General features: G+C 45.2%; 20 protein-coding genes and 1 pseudogene. 19 read left to right on the top strand and 2 right to left on the bottom strand.

Annotation, left to right across the window (positions count from 1 at the left end):
• Both HGBM_RS25425 and HGBM_RS25420 read right to left on the bottom strand, forming a co-directional pair.
• Positions 1 to 461 (bottom strand): CDI toxin immunity protein (locus tag HGBM_RS25425; protein ID WP_019123899.1); only part of this gene is annotated, 461 nt, incomplete at its 3' end.
• A 49-nt stretch (positions 462 to 510) separates the two neighbouring features.
• Positions 511 to 861 (bottom strand): helix-turn-helix domain-containing protein, encoded by a 351-nt coding sequence (locus HGBM_RS25420; protein WP_019123898.1) that lies wholly within the window; start codon positions 859 to 861, stop codon positions 511 to 513.
• Positions 862 to 1019: 158 nt separating this feature from the next.
• On the opposite strand from HGBM_RS25420, the gene HGBM_RS25415 reads away from it, so the two are divergent.
• The 19 genes and pseudogenes from HGBM_RS25415 to HGBM_RS30910 all read left to right on the top strand — a co-directional run.
• On the top strand, positions 1020 to 1250 hold the full coding sequence (locus HGBM_RS25415) for a helix-turn-helix transcriptional regulator (RefSeq protein ID WP_019123897.1): 231 nt from the start codon (positions 1020 to 1022) through the stop codon (positions 1248 to 1250).
• 13 nt (positions 1251 to 1263) lie between these two features.
• Entirely contained in the window at positions 1264 to 1422 is a 159-nt protein-coding gene (locus HGBM_RS31175; RefSeq protein WP_019123896.1) for a hypothetical protein, read from the top strand.
• Positions 1423 to 1452: 30 nt separating this feature from the next.
• On the top strand, positions 1453 to 1671 hold the full coding sequence (locus HGBM_RS25405; protein ID WP_019123895.1) for a hypothetical protein: 219 nt from the start codon (positions 1453 to 1455) through the stop codon (positions 1669 to 1671).
• Positions 1672 to 1682: 11 nt separating this feature from the next.
• Positions 1683 to 1988: a hypothetical protein gene (locus HGBM_RS25400; RefSeq protein WP_019123894.1), complete on the top strand. Its 306-nt coding sequence runs from the start codon at positions 1683 to 1685 to the stop codon at positions 1986 to 1988.
• Between the two features lie 597 nt (positions 1989 to 2585).
• A complete protein-coding gene (locus tag HGBM_RS25395; protein WP_019123893.1) occupies positions 2586 to 2846 on the top strand; it encodes a hypothetical protein in 261 nt (86 codons plus the stop codon).
• Between the two features lie 42 nt (positions 2847 to 2888).
• Entirely contained in the window at positions 2889 to 3710 is an 822-nt protein-coding gene (locus HGBM_RS25390) for a CpaB family protein (RefSeq protein WP_019123892.1), read from the top strand.
• Complete coding sequence (locus HGBM_RS25385) at positions 3710 to 4849, top strand: CpaE/TadZ family protein (protein WP_019123891.1); 1140 nt, start codon at positions 3710 to 3712, stop codon at positions 4847 to 4849. The genes HGBM_RS25390 and HGBM_RS25385 overlap by 1 nt, the downstream gene beginning before the upstream one ends.
• On the top strand, positions 4815 to 6155 hold the full coding sequence (locus HGBM_RS25380; RefSeq protein ID WP_019123890.1) for an ATPase, T2SS/T4P/T4SS family: 1341 nt from the start codon (positions 4815 to 4817) through the stop codon (positions 6153 to 6155). Before HGBM_RS25385 ends, HGBM_RS25380 begins: the two co-directional genes overlap by 35 nt.
• A gap of 1 nt (position 6156) precedes the next feature.
• A complete protein-coding gene (locus HGBM_RS25375; protein WP_019123889.1) occupies positions 6157 to 7071 on the top strand; it encodes a hypothetical protein in 915 nt (304 codons plus the stop codon).
• Positions 7072 to 7095: 24 nt separating this feature from the next.
• Positions 7096 to 8049, top strand: coding sequence for a hypothetical protein (locus tag HGBM_RS25370; protein ID WP_019123888.1), 954 nt, complete (start codon positions 7096 to 7098; stop codon positions 8047 to 8049).
• 48 nt (positions 8050 to 8097) lie between these two features.
• Complete coding sequence (locus HGBM_RS30610) at positions 8098 to 8268, top strand: hypothetical protein (RefSeq protein ID WP_019123887.1); 171 nt, start codon at positions 8098 to 8100, stop codon at positions 8266 to 8268.
• 27 nt (positions 8269 to 8295) lie between these two features.
• On the top strand, positions 8296 to 8511 hold the full coding sequence (locus HGBM_RS25360) for a hypothetical protein (RefSeq protein WP_019123886.1): 216 nt from the start codon (positions 8296 to 8298) through the stop codon (positions 8509 to 8511).
• Between the two features lie 2 nt (positions 8512 to 8513).
• On the top strand, positions 8514 to 8660 hold the full coding sequence (locus tag HGBM_RS30605) for a hypothetical protein (RefSeq protein WP_154653343.1): 147 nt from the start codon (positions 8514 to 8516) through the stop codon (positions 8658 to 8660).
• Between the two features lie 12 nt (positions 8661 to 8672).
• Positions 8673 to 9095, top strand: a complete 423-nt coding sequence (locus tag HGBM_RS25355; protein ID WP_019123885.1) for a hypothetical protein — start codon at positions 8673 to 8675, stop codon at positions 9093 to 9095.
• A gap of 158 nt (positions 9096 to 9253) precedes the next feature.
• Positions 9254 to 9673 carry a hypothetical protein gene (locus HGBM_RS25345; RefSeq protein WP_019123883.1) on the top strand — a complete coding sequence of 140 codons (420 nt, stop codon included), beginning with the start codon at positions 9254 to 9256 and terminating at the stop codon, positions 9671 to 9673.
• Between the two features lie 11 nt (positions 9674 to 9684).
• Positions 9685 to 10269, top strand: coding sequence for a hypothetical protein (locus tag HGBM_RS25340; RefSeq protein WP_019123882.1), 585 nt, complete (start codon positions 9685 to 9687; stop codon positions 10267 to 10269).
• A 93-nt stretch (positions 10270 to 10362) separates the two neighbouring features.
• Positions 10363 to 10887: a hypothetical protein gene (locus tag HGBM_RS25335; RefSeq protein ID WP_245553075.1), complete on the top strand. Its 525-nt coding sequence runs from the start codon at positions 10363 to 10365 to the stop codon at positions 10885 to 10887.
• A 1-nt stretch (position 10888) separates the two neighbouring features.
• Entirely contained in the window at positions 10889 to 11725 is an 837-nt protein-coding gene (locus HGBM_RS29190; RefSeq protein WP_019123880.1) for a copper amine oxidase N-terminal domain-containing protein, read from the top strand.
• Positions 11722 to 16038, top strand: a pseudogene (locus tag HGBM_RS30910) (hypothetical protein); the annotation flags it as partial. The gene HGBM_RS29190 and the pseudogene HGBM_RS30910, both read left to right, overlap by 4 nt.

Here is a 16038-nt window from a genome sequence, read left to right as displayed (position 1 = left end):
GATGACAAACATAACCGTATATCTCCGTCATGAAATAACTCGATGACAAACCCGTGAGTCGCGGAGAAAATCCACTGATTGCCACCGACAGCAGTGATGTCATCAAAGGCGGGGACAATTCTAGGTAGTTCTGTTTGTAAAACCGGATCGTGACCGTATCCCCAGAGGATAAAAACAGCGATACGAGCTTCTTCCGTACAGGAGCAAATATAACTAACGGTATCCTCAATCGTATCAAACTCATGATAACAGCCGATCTGATCCCAGTCGATTCTTCCCCACCTTGTGAAAGGGTAGGCTGATTGAAAGGCACCATAAATATCTTGGCCTTTCTCTTTTGACAGTACAAATGTTCCTTCACCTAACGCTTCCAGACATTCTTGGAAAAGTACGCTGTAGTCAGGTTGATTCTTTCGTACAAACTTGTTTTTCAACTGTTCGATCCGCCATTTTCTGTCCACAAAATAGTCTCCTCATAATTTGAGACACTCAAATCTGAGTGTCTCGTTGTCATTTCTTATTTTCTTTCTCCGCCAAGTACCTCAAATACCTCACATGCTCCAAAGCCTTCTGCTTATCTTCCTCACTTAGCTTATCCAGCTCGTAGAAGAACAAATTTTCGACTTCCGACAACTGCCTTTCCTTCTTGTCGGAAGGGGAGGGGTCATCTGTACGACCAAGAAGATAGTCTATATTAACATCAAAATAATCTGCGAGTACATTTAAAGTGGAAGTATCAGGATCTCGCTCCCCTTTTTCGTAGTAACCGTATGCCTGACGAGTGATCCCGAGCATTTTTGCCATATCAGCTTGTGTTTTCCCTTTCTTATGTCTAAGTTCAAACAATCTCTTTGCTAACATGACAACCCTCCATAATCGATAGTAAGTAAATTATAGCGCAACAAAATGTTTCATCAAATGCTAGTAACAAAAAGTTACTAAAATATATTGACAGTAACTATAAGTTGCATATAATTAATCTTGAAGGTAACAAATAATTGCATTAGGAGGTGAGTTTCTTGGTAAGAGATTGGCTTCTAACCCAACGTGATAATTCAAAAATGAGCCAAGAAGAAGTAGCATATAAAGCTGGGATTACGAGACAGTATTATGGGATGATCGAAAGTGGTGCTCGTAAACCTAGTGTTGAAGTTGCCAAAAAAATCGCCAATATTCTTGGATTTAACTGGACTCTTTTTTTTGAGAATGAATGCAACTTAGAGTTACTAGAAAATCAAAAGCCAGCATGAAAGGAGAACAACCATGATTAAACCACCCAAAGGCATCGAAGTCCATCGGGTGTTTGAGCCTGATATTGAACGTATGGTGCACGCGCTAAAGGTTGTATTGGAAGCACCACCTGCCAATTCAGAGCAAGAGACCCAAGTAACGGATGCGGCTGCAAAGGAAGAATCTGCATAGGACAAGTTTATAACAGGAAGGGTAGTGAATATGCAAGATCTTCCCATCAAAGTGGATCTGGTTCATGGAGCTGATGGTTTAGAACTTCAGGAAATCATTCAATCATTATGGTTTCGAGCTAAATCCATACAAGAAGCAAATCCTTTTTTATCATCTTATTTGATCAAAGTCGCTGAGAAGCACGAAAAGCTTTATCAAGAACGGCAGAATGTTTTGCTTAAAGTATTACTCACTAAAACAAAGGAGTGAATTGTTTCTCCATGCAAATCCCTGCACACCTTTTACAAGATCGCTACTGGAAACCAGTGTTATATCTGTTTCAAAAGCATCCCAAACTATCACAGTGTTTTCATGAGGATTATTTTGATTTGAAGGATGAGCGAATTAAGGCTCAAACACTGAAAGCAGATTCCCGTTTCTGGTCAAATGGTGAAAAAATTATGTTGGGGCTAGCCCTTCATTTATACAACGAACGATATAAATTCAATCTGAGTGATATGGATAGTCTTGATCCAATTAACCTGGAAATGGCATTACAAGCGATAAAATTAAGATTTTTACGGTGATGATCCTATAGTAGTGTGCGGTAACAGATGAAATTTGACCTTTCCGAACTTCAACGCGAATAATAACCGGTTGCGTACACATAATCGAACATACATTCTGTTTTTGGTCGGAGACTCGTCTCCGCACAGGCAGTACAGAACTTCCTGTAGTGTCTGTGGGTGGACGATGTTCCATCCGTGTTCCTTGAAAAATGAGTGTGATTTACTCTATATTGGCCCGAATGGCTATGAATTTTTCTCATAGCCTGTATGAAGGAGACAGTGGCCGTGAATGGCTCTGGTGATGCTTTTTCAAGAGTTGCCATGACCTGCTTTGCACGAGCGACAAAGAAAAAGCCTCTCACTAATCCCCGGGTGGCTCCGGTACGGCGTTGCGAAGACCCAGTGAAGAAAATCAGCTTGATAACATTGATTTTTTTCCGGCGAGCGAATGGGACAGAACTCCTAGCTGTTTCCGATAATTCTCATTTTGACTTTCATCCAGTTTTTTACTGGTTTTAGCAGGGGTTTAACCCTGCGCAGGCGGTATTTTCATCATTTCTGTACTGCCTGCGGAAGGTTAAATTCTCATATCAGTAACAAAAGGGGGTGGATCAAATGGACTATAAAGAATATTTTCAACAGCAAGGTTACAATCCGATCGCAATAACAAGGATGGTTGCAGATACCGAAAGGTATGTTTCGGGTTTGGAGAAATCTCTAAACAGGAAGCTTTCAAATACCGAAAAAAGAAAGCTTGCATGGCTGGCCACATGGGATCAAGAGACAGTAACCGTTTTTCATCGCATTTTTGCTGAGCTTTCCGATAGAAAAAGTATGAAAAGTAAAAACCAAACCAGATACGACAGAGAAAGATAAAGGGTAGCTTTTTGGCTAATAATTTGGGGGGGATGAAAGTTAATGAAAATCAATAAGCGAACCATTTCAATCTTATTTTTCCTGTCCAGCGCCCTCTCTGCGGGGGCTATTTATTTGGGGTACGACTATGTGAGAACATCAGCGGCCGAGGCTCAATATACCAGTGTATTGGCAATCAAAGAAGGGAAGCTCCTTCAAGCCTATACCCCCATTATTCAAAGCGATCTGGTTTATAAAAAAATTCCAGTAAACCAATACGCTAAGGGAATGCTTGTCAATCCCGAAGACGTGATTGGGAAAACAACGTGGCTTCCAATAGGAGAAGGGGAGCCCATTTTTGATTGGAAGCTTACCGATGGGAAGCTGCTGCCCCAAAAGGATGAAGCACGGTATGAGATTCCGTTGACCGACTTTACGCCAATGAGTGAAATTCGTCGCGGGGATCATGTAAAGGTTTGGGTGAAATACCGGCCTATGAATGAGGAACACTTGGAAGAATTGGGAGAACCAAAGTTCTTTACCAAAACGAACGATTCGGCAGATATGCTATTTACCTCGCAGGTTGTGGCAGTGAAGGACGGGGCGGGGGCTGAAGTGTTCAGCTTATCACCACCACAGGCAAGTACCCAAGCCTTTGCGGATCTTATGGATAACCAACAGGTATCTTCTACTGCACAAAATCGCTTGACAGAAACATACCGAGGACAGCCTGACACGATGCCAGCCCGATTGATTTTCAACTGGACAGACAAACAATTTCAGGCGTTCGTTGAGGCCCGGAAATACGGTGATGTTCAAATCGGTGTTTATCAGTATTACAAACAAGAAGAGCTGGAAAAAGCCATGCGACAGGGGGAAGAGTAATGTATCTGGTGTTGTCAGCAACGAAAAACGACTACTTTTTACCGCCTGGCTCTGCTGCTCTTCATACACTCTCGTATGATCATTTTCTGCAATCGCTTCGGCAGTATCAACCGTCGAGATTGATCGTCTCGGCAAGCATGATTGAAAAGCCTGCATGGCATTGGATTCCGGAAACGGTGTCTGCTATGTCAGAGGAGCAATTTTTGTTTATCCTTTCGGCTAATGAGATGGATAGGTATCTACTGGAGCAGGTTCTCTTAACGGTAAAAGGGCGGGTCATTTTACTTGCCCCCAACATGACCAATCAGGAGATTCAATCGGTATTAGAAGGAAACGGGGCTCTTATTCGTCACTCGGTTCAACCTGGCTATGTTATCACCCTGGTGGGTACAGGGGGATCGGGAGTGACGACCTTTCTGTACTACTTTTTACTGTGGCTACATCAGACCTTTCCGTCCCTAAATGTCTTGGCGGTTGATTTAGGACGAAAAAGCGATCTGGCTGCCGTTACGGACGCACTCAACTACCAACTGCGGGAATATCGGGCAGTTCTGCAGCGGGATGATGAGGAACTCGACCTGGTGGCCAAACCGGTATTCCAGAATATACGCGTTGTTAACGCTGTGGGAGACTGGAACATTCAAGAGCTCTCTCGATTTCTTGACTATAGCCGAAAGAACTACGATTTAATCCTGCTGGATCGTGGATTTCTTCAAACCAATGACGCCGACTGGCCGTTTTTAAAAAAGGAAAGCGATGAAAGTATTCTGGTTGTCCGACCAGATGCGTTTTCACTTTCCTATGCCAAAAGAATCGCCTTGCAGGAAAGAGAGGAGAACATCCGCGTCTTGTTGACGCACTTTCAACATGGTTTTGTAACCACGAAAGAAGTGGAGGCTTTTCTTCGCATGCCGATTATGGGGGTGTTTTCGTATCAGAAGTACCTGATTCCTACCGATCTGAGAATCAGTTCGATGGAACTAAATAAACGAATGAAAAGGGATTTCCAGTCACTAGCATGGGCAACAGACAAGCTACAATACGTGACAGGGAGTGGCTTTTGGTCTAGGATCACATCATTCATGGCGACAGGGAGGGAAAGTGGTGCTCGTGAAAGAATCGATGGAAACCGTTCTTAAAATCGTTCGGGATCATTATTCAGAGATGATCGATGTGCCGCGGGAAAAACGGGATCAAATCTATGATTGGATCAAGCTTGTGGAAAAAGGGAATGAGGATGCGAAGAAAAAGCTTATCACGGATGTGGAAACCTACTTGAATGGGCGTGGAATCTTTCTTGATCAGTCAATCTACCCCGGAACGACTCCATACGAGAGTGTGGTTTACGCAACATATGGACTGGGAGTCTATGACGCTGTTATCCATCTGAGTCCATTTGTAGAGTCCGTGCTGATCGCGGTTGGCCAGCCAGTTCGTTATTACGAAAACGGGAGAAAGAAACCGTATTTTGGATATGTTCCAACAGATAACGAAGTGGAGGCTCTACAGCGGAAGCTTCAGGAAATTACGGGAGCGTCCTTTCACAGATCCCAGCCTTTTTTGTCCGGGTTTATTGAAGAGACAGAGACACGGATACAGATGTACATGCAGCCGTTTTCTTACGAAAGAGATATCATCACGCGCCGTTTTGTGACGAAAAGCTTTTCCCTTGATGACATCAAGATGGACGAGCGTGCCCGTGAATTTTGCAAACAAGTCGTCAAGGGGCGGCTCAATGTAGCAATTGGGGGTGGGCAAGGTACCGGGAAGACACAGCGGCAGATTAGTATGCTGATGATGAAAGATCCGGAGAAAGATACAATTACAACTTTTGAATCAGAGCATGAGTTACGATTGGCCAAGAAGTGGCCCGGAAATGTATTTGCTCTCCAGTCGATTGAGGATTTGGGCTACCTCTTTGATAACACCTATCGCCATATTTTTCGTAATAACTCGGAAACGATTGTGTTCGCGGAGGTACGTTCAGAAATTGAAGCTCATTATGCTCTGTACTCGTGTTTACGTGGCGCCGATGCCACCTATTTTTCCATTCATTTGCGGATTCCGGAGCCGGGAGCAGCTGTCAGGACGTTTGCCAACATGGTCAATGCGTACCGCCAAGATCACATGGTGAATGTATATCGTGATATTGCTGCTGGCGTGGATCTCTTCTGGCTTCTTGCCAATGACAACGGCGATCGGGTGGATGAAGCCATCTTTATCCCAACGTTTAACGAGGGATATGTTACGGAGAAAGGCGATTATGTTCCCGGACGAGAAGGGTTCAAGATGTTAGCTCAGTATGACCGAGCCAAAAAGGAATTAGTATGGACAGGAGAGATGTTACCCCCAGAGAAGGTTGAGCGCATGATCTATCCCCCTGGCGAGGCTGATCTGGATGTTCTGCGTGAATTGCACCTGACGGATTACAGGAGGATGATCTGACATGTTGTATCTCTTTTCGGCTGCTATCTTGGTAGCCATCATGCTTGTTTGCCTCGTTTTACTGTTTCAGCCTAATCTGCGAAAGCCGGAATCGAACTGGAGGAAGTGGAAGCGAAAAGGAAACGAGTTTCTTGAAAAAGACAAGAGATTCAGTGAGAAGATGAGGGTCATGCTCACCATACTAGGTGGCGGTCAGCACCCAATTATGGATTTACTGACGCTGTTTGTCCTGTCCATCGCGGCAGGTGTTGTTTCCATGTTAACCACCATGAGCGTGGTTCACCAATTTAGCGTAGGATTTCTCTTTGGCATTGTTGGTATGGGGATGCCTTATCTGGCTGTCGTCTATTGGTATCTCAAAGTCACCTCAAATGCGCGAAAAAAGTTTCTGTTTTTTGTCCAGGAGTATCTTAATACGTATGTTTATCATGGGAAAGTCATCACCTTGGCTTTTAAAAGGATGGGAGACAAATGTCCTCCTGAGTTTCGCAGTATCCTGACGTATTTGAATATTCGCCTTTCTGACTCGTCTCCGTTCGATGAAGTGATGTGGGAATTTGCCGACATTTTGCGGCTGGATTGGGCGACTGACTTTGTATACATCGTAATATCGGGCCAAAGGGGAGATACCAAAGATATTGAGAAAGCATTGAACGGGCTCATTGTGGATCTTTACAATGCCAAGAATGTGGATGAAGAAAGGAGATCCATCACCCGTATGGTTTCATGGTTTATTCTGGCTCTCATGATTTGCTGCCCCTATTTCATTGTGCTCAACATGGAGTTTTTGCCGGCAGCCAAACGGATCTATTTTCAAACGCAGGCTGGCTTAAATTTCCTTGCTTTAGGCTCTTTGACATGCTTTTTGTGTTATGTTGGTTCTCTCATATGGGCGAAAAAAGGAGAACGCTTATAACGGCGTTCTATAGGAGGGAAGGATGTGTTTCAACTATGGTGGAATGAGATAACATCTCGATTGCCTGATTGGTCTTGGTTGACTTCGCCGGAAAGTGAAGCAATCTGGTTGGCTGTTTTGATTGGAGCATTATTCTCGTTTACCCTGTTCTTTCTCTTATTATGGTTGGTACCATCAAGGAAAAGAACAAGTCTTCGCTCTGTTTTTGAGGCGCAATTACGATTGTTACGAGAAAAAATACAAGCAGGCACAACCAAACGAATCGGAAAAAACAAATGGGAAGGAAGGTATTTCGAGAAGTTTGCAAGTTTGGTTCACCAGGCTGGCAAACCGTATGGAATCGAACCGGTCGAATGGTGGTTTATCATCTTTAGCGGCGTTATCTTTACCGTTGTAGGTGTATTTGGCCAGATGATCATTGATTTGTTCCTGTTTGGAAAAAAGAGTTTTCCGTTGCTGTTTTTTACGATTTCCTTGCTTCTATGTGTAGGATGGCCTCTCCTATACCTGAAATGGAAAGCAAATAAACGCCGAACGATTTTGTTTTATGACTTACTGCGGGCGATTGGTCGTTTAAGCGAACTGTTAGACTTCCACATTTCCCATTATGAACTGGTTCGTCGTTCCTTGATAAGTACTCGCAAACTAAAAGAGTATATTCCGCGCCTAGACGAATGGAATGCCTCTCCGAAGGATGCGTTGCAAAGGATGGAAACTCAGATCGGATTAAAAGAAGGAATCCTTCTCACCAATACGATACGGTATGCGATGGAGAACACGATTGAAAGCACGAAACTTCACCTTGTCCGACTGGAAAATAGCTTACGAATCCTACGGCAAGAAGAAGAGAGAATACGAACGAAAAGACTGGAATTGGGATTTTCCGTTTGGATCATTCCCCCATTTGTGATCGCATTTGTTTGTCTGGCCTTTCCGTGGTACCGGTATTTTCTCGAAATGATGGAAGGGCTTATGTAGAGGGGGATTCCTCCCTCTTTTTTATAACCACCGGAGGAGAGGATATTCATGATTGAAAAATCAATCGCTGTGTTGATGTTCCTTGTCTTTTCCATTGCGTTCATTTACACCGTATTCACCCAGATGGGAGCAGCGATAGGAGGTGAGTATAACAAACCGAATACCCCAAGTTTGAAAAAGGAAGTTGTAAAAACCATGACGGAGATTCTGCCAAAATAAGATGGGAAAAAGAAGGGATGAAAGAAAATGATTCAAGCGATTTTTGGATTGCTTTTTATGTTGGTGATCGGCCTGGTGTTTGCTTTTCAGACGGGAGAGGAAGGAGTGGCTACCAGTGGTCGGAACCTGGGGCAAAAAACGAGTGATCAGATTACGAGCATTTCTGCCGACCCGAAAAGGGGCACAGTAGAGATCCCGGCCTTGAGTCACAGCAAAGACAAAGAAATCGATATCGTGAAGTAACAATGCCGTACGTAATCGCGTCCCTGATCTCCTCGATTGTGGTCGTTGTGATGTTTGGAGCAGCGTTTCAGCAAGAAGGGGCCACTTCCTTGAAGGAGAAACATGATGATCGGGTGGTTCACGTGGTGACGGCCTCACTACGGCGGTAAGGGGGAGGAAACATGTCAAACTACCTGTCGCTTTTGCTGTGTCTCATCGTGCTGGTGATCATACTTACGATAGGCTTTGTGAGCTACAAGTATTCAGAAGAACAAAGTGTGGTTCGATCCGTTTACGAACAACTCTCGCATGAAATGGCTGCTGCCGGGTATCTCGATCCGGCAGTAGCTGCCTATTACCAAGAGTTTTTACGGAAGAAGGGTTTTGAACAAGACACGCCTTTTTTCTATGCTTCTCATACGAACCCGGCCAATCGGGCGGAACGACCGCGTTATGGTGAAGTTCTTTCTCAAAAGAATTTTGTTGAGTTGTCGGTTCAAGTGAAGCCAAGCTTTTCGACTCAATTGGTATCGTTTTTTCGTACAGGAGAGGCAACATTAACATTCAGGAATATGCGAGTGAGTCAATATATACCCGAGGAATGATGAGAAATGGTCACAATGGTTTCCATACTGATTGTATGTGTATTTGTGATCGCCATAGGTGCTTACAGCTTTTGGGGAGATTCGACAGCGGTTAATCCAAATGTCATCTCCTTTTTTGATCAGCTGCTGGAGTTTTTTAGTAACTGGGGGACTGGAGGATGAGTAACCTTATCGCCACGTTATTGGTGGTGGTTTCCTTAATTCTTGTTCCTGCGGGCTTTATGCAGGTGCATGTGGTTCAGCAAATAAAACAGGAGTTGCGGACGATACAAGCAAACGCTGTCATGAAAGTGGCGGCGGAAGGAACCATTACACCTGCAAATGCGAAAAAAATGATTGAGAATTTCATCCAAGAAGAGATCCAAACGAAAGACTATCGGCTAAAAGCTGTAGACGTTACGGTTGCTGTTGAACGGGTGGGGGGATTGAGTGAGGGAGAGTTGACATACAAAGATGAGTTTAAAGTCACACTTGGATATCCGAAGCCCCCTCTTTCATCGTTCTTTTCGACGGCGAAAGATTTCTCCTTTGTTATGTATGGAACGATGGAGCCGTTCCCGTACGATGTACAATCGTAAGGGGGTGAACTATGCCAGTACTGCTCTTTGGGTTGTTTTCGGTGTTGTTTCTGCTGTTTCCCGGTATGATGGTAATGGACACGGATAACATTACCGGTAAGCAGATGGAAGTCCAGAGGTTGATAGACAATGCCAACCATCATGCCAGCTTTGCGATTATCGAAGAAGAAAACGCGCAGGGAAGTGTGGAGCTGAATTTTGACGAGGCCATGCAACGTTTTCATCAACGGATGCTCCAGAATGGTGTATATACGTGGGATGGAACAAAATATCTGCCGGGGGAAAAGTCGATTACAAAATCACCCGTGTATGTTTCCCATCGTTACTTGGACTATCTGCAGTGGGAAGGAAGCTACAAAATGATTGTCCAGTATAAAGGTTCATCACTTCTGGAGTCTTCCTTTACAAAAGTTGCAGACCAGGGTGCAACGCTTGAAGTGGAGATCCGGGATCATAAAGGGAATATCTATACTTTGCCGCCCAAGATTGTAAACGGACCCTCCCTTATATCAGTGGCCGTGGTGGATGATGAAGGGCTTGGAATTGCTGGTAAGCATACTTTCCCTGTCCTGAGTGTACAGGAAGTGAAAAGATAGGGCGGGACAGAAAAAAATAGTCTGATGGGGGAGTATTTAATGAAGGAAAAGATAAAGAAGGAAAAGATAAAAAGGCTGAGTATCCTTGGTGGTATGCTTGTGATCATAGCTGCGGTATCGTTTTGTGGAGGAATGCTGGTTTCGGGTAAGTACGAAACGGGTACAGCCTTTGCAGATAAAGGTGATGTAGAGTGGGCAAGGTCAGTCGGATATATCAAAGACAGTATCGATCCCAAAGCAGAAATTCCACAAGCGGAGTTTATGAAGATGGTAATGGAAGAGTACGGGGAGAAGCAGGGCGGCCTTCGCGTTCCGACAGGGGCAGAGAACCATTGGGCCTCCGAGTATTACGCGCTCGCCCAGGCAAAAGGCGTTATCGACTGCTCCTGTCAGATCAAACCGGATTTTCCACTCACGCTGAAAGAGGCGGCTAAATTCGTGATGCTGGGGATCAATCGCAAGGGGAATGAGCAGGTTGTTTCCTGGGAGGAAGTCGAGTCCTGGGCGAAACCTGCAGGGGATGCCGAGCAGAATATTACGTATGAGCAGGCAGCCTCTTTGATCAGGAAAATGGACGATATTTATACCGAGAAGGAATGGAAAGTGGAGGGGATTTAACATGAAACGATTTTTAAACCTATTGGTTGTCTCGTCATTAGTCGCCGGCCTGGGGTTCTTTGGCCACGGTGTAAAGGCTGCAGAAACCGTTAGCAGCTCCACAGATGAGATTAAGGTTGTCGTAGAGGGGAAAGAGGTTGAATTTCCTGATGCCAAGCCTTATCTCGATCTCAAAACCGGCAGGACGATGGTGCCGGTGAGGTTTGTGAGTGAGGCACTCCAAGCGAATGTGAAGTGGGATGGAACAAAAAATATGGTCACGATGGAACGACAAGGCACCAAGATTTACTTGGTGGTTGGCGAAAACACGGTTGATATAGATGATCGGACTGTTCGTTTGGACGCACCTTCCGTATTGAAAGATTGGCGCACCTTCGTTCCTTTGCGGTTCGTCAGTGAAACCTTTGACCAGAAGGTAGATTGGGATGCAGATAATAAAATCGTAACGATTACGCCGTTGCCGGATGAGGATATTCCATTTAGACCAACTATCAAGCTAATGCCGGTTGATCCATTGGCTCAACCAGCTATGGAATTGGTCGCCAAGAAAGCAAGAATTGAAGGAAATGTATTTATTACAGAGATGCCTAAAATCCCTGATGGCTATAGTGTGAATTTTAACTATAAAGATCAAAGTGACGGGGTGTATGGTGTCAGAGAATATGATATCAAGCAAATTGAGAAAAAGTACAAGGCAGGTGAAACTGTACGGATTCCCTTTTATGGTAAAGGGGGGTATGTTTCATTTTCAATGTTCAAAGGAGTTCAGGGCGTTGGGGGAGTGAGTATAGATGTTCCCTCACTTGATACCTATTGGTTAAATGAGAGGCACAAATGAGAAGAGCAGTTCATATAATTTTAGCTATTACCCTCTTTGTTTCATGGGTAGTGAATTTTCCAAGTGTGACCTTTGCAACCGGTTCACCTGATTATGGGGGATACCCATATAGCTTGAATATAGCGGATGCAGTTTTATTTTATGGGGATTTAAGCCCAACGGGATTGGGAAATCCAGATCAAAGAAATGCCAAGGCGTTATGGCATGAGGAAAAATTTTCGTTGAATGGCGGGCCAGCTGGAAATACCATTAACGGCGTTACTTTTGACCTTCAACCGGATTCTTCAAAAGGGGATGGAGAGTGGGATCTAAGCAGGCAGTCTGGTTACAACGTTGTTCCATGGGAATATGGAGCCATTAAGAAAGTAGCCGATGCAACCAATGGAAATGCTGATTGGATTTGGAATAACGGAAAAATCAATCCTATTCTAAAACAATATAGAGTAAATGGTAGAGAATACTGGGTTGATTTTGGCGGACTCGTTCGTTTAAGTGGCGGGGGAGGTTTCACAGAAACCAGGGTTGGTGACGGCGTGAACAGACCGTTGTTCAGTACCGTATGGAAGACCACTCCGAAGCCTGTCTATAATTCAATTACCCTAAATGGGACACCCGTTGTTTCCAATTCAACGGTAACAAACCAGCTCTATATAGCTCAAGCAGGTAAACCCATTAATGTGGTTGTCAATACGACTACCTATGGCAACAACGGAACCCATAACACATTAAAAACAGCAATTGATTCTAAAGCGGAGCCTAGTTTGGGGGGTACTTCAACCGAAATCGCCTATGGAGCTGCGCCGTACTCCTGGAAGTTCACGATCAGCGATCCTGCCCTGCTAAAATCAGGCGATACACATACGCTTACTTTTGAGGCGCGGGATGACTATGGCCGATCCACTCCTATTGAGATCAAGTATAAGGTGGATTCGACACAGGACTGTACGGTTTCGGTGAACGCCACTTTGCAGATATCGGGTCAATCCAATAAGTCCATTCCCAGCGAGGGAGAGTACAAGCTGCCGGCTGGAGTGAACACGATCACGCTTTCGTTTCCCCATTCCGGAAAGCTGATGATAGACGGGAGCGAATATAAAGGTAGTGGAAACACCTTTTCGAACATTCTCATCAAAGGCCCCACGACGTTGTTTTATAAGTCTGATGATGGGAAAGAGTGCTGGACAAAAGATATTATTCCCGAAGCGCCACCCGTAGCCGAGTGCGATCCAGCTCAATCCAAGCTATCACTTCATGTATGGATTTTCGGCAGCAAGACAAGCCGGGACGTTACAATGCCAAGTGGCAGCCCAGGTTATGCCTTGCCGACAGATGTTAATCTCATTTCCGTGGAAGCTCCAGGCTCCCAAAAAGGATCTTTCTATCTCAACGGTGTCCTGGTCGCAGAGAATGTCGGCTCCTATGATTTTTCCGTAAGCCGCAATGATGCGATCACGATCAAGTACGTCAGCAAAGACGGCAGGGAGTGCTGGATCAAGACCTTTGTATGGGATGGACAAGTGAGCTGCCCAATCGTTTACCAAAACGCCAAAAACGGCAAGCAAATCTCTGACGGATCGACCATTGAGGTAGACCTGGGCGGCAGCCTCAACCTGTTTGCCCGTTTTCGGGATACAGATGGATCGATGGCAGATGCCTACGTGTATTGGGAAGTGTACCGGCCGGGAGACTCTACACCTGTTGTAATGGATATGGTTTGGGAAGATAAAATCCGGACTGTTCCTACTAACAATCTGAAGCTGCCGGCAACCGGCTTTGATGATCGATCGATCGTCTTTGACAAGCCAGGCGGCATTTACCGGATCAAGTTACGATACGATGGCCAATACGAAAGGGAATGGCAGGATTGCCATTGGGAAATTACAGTTAAGGTTGTCGGGACGACAGAAAACATCTGTAAAAATTCCGAAATCCAAGCTTGGGATAGTTATCAAACTGAATTGCCCATGTCCAAAGATGCCAATGGAAACTATTCCTTAACCACACTACCTGGAAATTCTACCATTTCCTTTGTGGCACAGTATGATAAGAAAAATATCCCAGCGCCGGTATGGACATTGACAGACGGTACAGGCAAAGTGCTGAAATCGACAACCAATATTACTAATTTTGACTACAAGTTTACAGATAAAGGCACGTACACCTTAACGGCTAAATATCAAATCAACTCATCCGTTGGGGTCATTGACTGTAGCAAGACCGTCACCATCAATGTCAAAACGATTGACTGCGAGGAAATATTCTTTCATGCAACAGTGGACGGCAAGGATACCCGCATCCAGGGATCCAGCCCTTACACTATCCGGATTGAAAGAGGACAAACGAATGAATTAGTCTTGCAAGCGGTCTATCCGCAATCCAACGTCACCGTTACAGGGGATTGGGTACTCAAGAAAAACGGGACAACGCTCCGGACGGTCGTAGGCAAAAATCCGTTCTCCCATACCTTTGACGATAAGAACGATGCTGTCTACACCCTGGAGGTCACAGTCTACGTGAACGGCGAACCCTGCCGGAAGACATTCCAGATTGAACTGAAAGGGCTGAACTGTTCGGATATTAGCTTAAATATGACAAACTCGGCCTATGGGTTTGCCAAAATTGATCTTCCCAACGGCGGGAAAGAGAAGATCGTTGGCGATAAGGTGGACGTAACCTTCTGGCTGTCCAAACAAGGAGATCGCAATCAGTACATCAACGCGGTTTGGAGTGGTCCTTTCCCGAACGCAGCTCCTGATAAAAACAAAGAGTACACAATGACCGGGCTGCAAAAGGGAAGTTACACTGTCACAGCCAGGGTAGACGATTCGCGATATCCGTCACTCAATGAGTGTACCTTCACCTTTACGGTTGAGATTACGGATCAGAAAGATTGTTCCAGCATATATCTGCATCTTGCGGACTCCGTAAGTGGAGGTTGGACCCACAACGTTGATGGGAAAACGATTTATCTCAAAGGCAACAGCGTGACATTTGGATTGCTCCTGGGGGTTGATCCCAATCGCCATGAAGGAACGACACTAGAAGCTGATTGGACGGGTCCACGTCCAAGCGACTTAGAAGGCTTTGGGTATGCATTAATGAATGCCCCGCCAGGAACGTACACCATCAAGGCCGTGGTAAACGATAATAACTTTCCATCATCCAAAGGGTGTACCTATTCAGTAACGGTCGTGATCTCAGACGACGCTTCTCCGCCTGATCCGCCGCCCGGAGGAGAGATAGATGGCGGGCAAGTGAAAATCAAAATCTACGACTCGGAAAACCGTCTGCTGGTTAGTCAGTCTGACGGAGTCTGGGAACAGGAACCGGCCAGAATGGAGGTTGTCATTGATCAGAACAAAATCGACGCGGCCTTTACCGCCATTGACGCTCAGATTAACACGGCGATTCAAAACAAGGTCAGCGAGCTGTACAGCAGGTATTCAGGTGCCGAGTATGAGAACGTACAAGTCGCGGCCAACCCGCCGAATTGGAGCGGCAAAACGAGCGGCGGGACAATCTGGCCAAGCCTTGAGTTGCGAGTAACCGGCCCTGGCCAAGATCAACGGTTTTCGCTGAATCCAAAGCAAGCCTCCCAATCCAATACGTATACCGGGACGACCGTACCTACACAGACGACCTGGCGGCAGACGCTGCAATCAACGAAATATACGGCTGCTGTGGAACCTTTCTCGATACAGGTGCCCTATCAGGTTGACTTTGTTGTAAGTTACCAGAAATGCGTGACGAACAACGGCGATGAAAACGGCGATCCGCCGGAAAGGACGTGTACACTTGGTGCGGATGCAGATCAGATTGCTGGCCTGTTTGAAATCATCGTGAAGGGAGATGAAACGCAGTTTGAGGTGTTTGAACCAAACGCAAAAGGCATTCTCCTTCACACACCAGAATGGATAGAACGCCATGCAAAAGACCGATATAAAAATGGTAACAATCACTTCTACGCCGGTGAAGCGATTTTGACTCATGTCGTGTTTGAAGATCGACATAAACACCCTGTTTCAGGTAAGTATCCGGTTATTACAGCTGCGTCTGTATGGATGAAAGAACGAGGCGGGTGGAAGTCCAATTATTACACGGATTTACAGAATACGCTTGATCTGCAAAAACGTACGGTAAAAACACATGAGATCCGAAATACCCAATATATTCAAGCCCCGATGTATATGGTCGATTATACTAGCGATTACGTGCAGAAATCGATCATGCCGATTTTACGAAAGAAAAACTTGCTGTACAACAATGAGACGAAGGAGGTATGGGCTGGCCCACTGGTGACTGTTGGGAAAGCG

Source organism: Brevibacillus massiliensis (assembly GCF_000311785.1).
Taxonomy (GTDB): domain Bacteria; phylum Bacillota; class Bacilli; order Brevibacillales; family Brevibacillaceae; genus Brevibacillus_C; species Brevibacillus_C massiliensis.
Note: the sequence above shows the minus strand (reverse complement) of the source record. Positions and strands in the feature narration are given on the sequence as shown.